Below are 2254 nucleotides of genomic sequence, written 5' to 3' on the forward strand. Positions count from 1 at the left end.
GCGGCACCGCGCCCGCCGCCCCCACCGTAGGAGCCGCCCTGTGACCGCCGCCCGTGATCTGACCGTCGCCGAGGTCCGGTTGACCCCGATCCTGGTCGCCGACCCGCCGCTGCTGAACACCCAGGGCGTGCACCAGCCGTACACGCCCCGGCTGATCGTGGAGGTCGTGACCGCCGACGGGACCACGGGCGTCGGCGAGACGTACGGTGACACGAAGTACCTGGAGCTGGCGCGGCCGTTCGCGACGCGGCTGGTGGGCCGCTCGGTCGACGATCTGAACGGGCTGTTCGCCGTCGCCGACGAGGTCGCGGTCGACGCGTCGCGGACCTCCGGCCAGGTGGACGTGGGCGGCCTGCGCGGGGTGCAGACCGCCGACAAGCTGCGCCTGTCGGTCGTCTCCGCGTTCGAGGTGGCCTGCCTGGACGCCCTCGGCAAGGCGCTGGGTCTGCCGGTGCACGCGCTGCTCGGGGGCAAGGTGCGGGACACGGTGGAGTACAGCGCGTACCTGTTCTACAAGTGGGCCGACCATCCCGAGGGCGTCGTCTGCGAGAAGGACGACTGGGGTGCGGCCCTCGACCCGGCCGGGGTGGTGGAGCAGGCCCGGAGGTTCACCGAGCGCTACGGCTTCACCTCCTTCAAGCTCAAGGGCGGTGTCTTCGCGCCGGACGAGGAGATCGCCGCGGTCCGTGCCCTCGCGGCGGCGTTCCCCGGCCGTCCCCTGCGGCTCGACCCCAACGGGGCCTGGTCCGTGGAGACCTCCGTGCGGGTCGCGGACGCCCTGGCCGACGTCCTCGAATACCTGGAGGACCCGGCGCTGGGCACGCCCGCCATGGCCGAGGTCGCGGCGCGCACGTCGGTGCCGCTCGCCACCAACATGTGCGTGACGACCTTCGCCGAGATCAAGGAGGCGTTCACGAAGGACGCCGTCCAGGTCGTCCTGTCGGACCACCACTACTGGGGCGGTCTGCGCAACACCCGTGAACTGGCCGCGATCTGCCGTACCTTCGGCGTCGGCGTCTCCATGCACTCCAACACCCACCTCGGCATCAGTCTCGCCGCGATGACCCACGTGGCGTCCACGGTGCCGAATCTCCACCACGCCTGCGACTCCCACTACCCCTGGCAGTCCGAGGACGTCCTCACCGAGCGCCTCACCTTCGATAACGGCTCGGTACGGGTGTCGGACGCGCCGGGCCTGGGCGTCGAGCTGGACCGCGCCCGGCTGGCCCTCCTCCACGAGCGGTGGCTGGCCGACGACGGCTCCCTCCACGACCGTGACGACGAGGCGGCGATGCGGGTGGCGGACCCGGCCTGGAGCACCCCGTCGGTGCCGCGCTGGTGAACGGCCCGACCGCCTGCCGAGGGGCGCCGGACATCCGCGTGTCCCCGCTTCTCACCGGCCCGGCGGGGCCATCGTGGGGGCATGGACGACAGGCGTGGCGACGTGTGGGCGGCCGGTGACGCCTACGAGCGGTACATGGGCCGGTGGAGCCGTCCGGTCGCGGAGCGGTTCACGGCGTGGCTCGGCGTCCCGGACGGTGCGCGGTGGCTGGACGTGGGGTGCGGCACCGGCGCGCTGACCGCGACGGTGGCGGCCCGCTGCCGGCCGCGCACCGTGGTGGGGCTGGACCGGTCCGCCGGGTTCGTGGCCTCGGCCCGTGCCGCCGCGCCCGCGCCCGCGCGCTTCGTGGTGGCCGACGCGGTGGCGCCGCCGGTGCGCGACGGGGCGTTCGACGCGGTGGTCAGCGGGCTGGCGCTCAACTTCCTCCCCGAGCCGGGCGCGGCGGTGGCCGCGTGGGCCCGGCTGGTGCGGCCGGGCGGCCTGGTCGCGGCGTACGTGTGGGACTACGCGGAGGGCATGGAGTTCCTGCGGCGGTTCTGGGACACCGCGGTCGCGCTGGACCCGTCGGCCGCCCCGCTGGACGAGGCCCACCGCTTCCCGTTCTGCCGCCCGGACCCCCTGCGCGCGCTGTGGACGGAGGCGGGCCTGACCGAGGTGACGGTCACCCCGATCGAGGTGCCCACGGTCTTCGCCGACTTCGCCGACTTCTGGCAACCGTTCCTGGCCGGCCAGGGCCCCGCACCCGGCTACGTCGCGGCGCTGCCCCCACCCGCCCGCACCCACCTACGCGAGGCCCTCACCAGCGCCATCCCCACCCGACCGAACGGCTCGATCCCCCTGACCGCCCGGGCATGGGCGATCAGAGGGGGGACATGAGACCCCCGCTCAGTAAGGGGCGCGAGGAACTGCGCG

Annotated in this window: 2 protein-coding genes; both read left to right on the plus strand. The window is 74.2% G+C overall.

Features of this window, described 5'->3' with window-relative positions:
- The first annotated feature begins 40 nt into the window (after positions 1-40).
- The gene (locus AOK15_RS40035) at positions 41-1342 is read left to right on the plus strand and encodes a glucarate dehydratase family protein (protein WP_055524040.1); all 1302 of its coding nucleotides are present in this window, start codon (positions 41-43) and stop codon (positions 1340-1342) included.
- Positions 1343-1423: 81 nt separating this feature from the next.
- A complete protein-coding gene (locus AOK15_RS40040; protein ID WP_055524042.1) occupies positions 1424-2218 on the plus strand; it encodes a class I SAM-dependent methyltransferase in 795 nt (264 codons plus the stop codon).
- Positions 2219-2254 lie beyond the last annotated feature (36 nt).

This window comes from Streptomyces ossamyceticus (genome assembly GCF_001418475.1).
GTDB classification, from domain to species: Bacteria; Actinomycetota; Actinomycetes; order Streptomycetales; family Streptomycetaceae; genus Streptomyces; species Streptomyces ossamyceticus.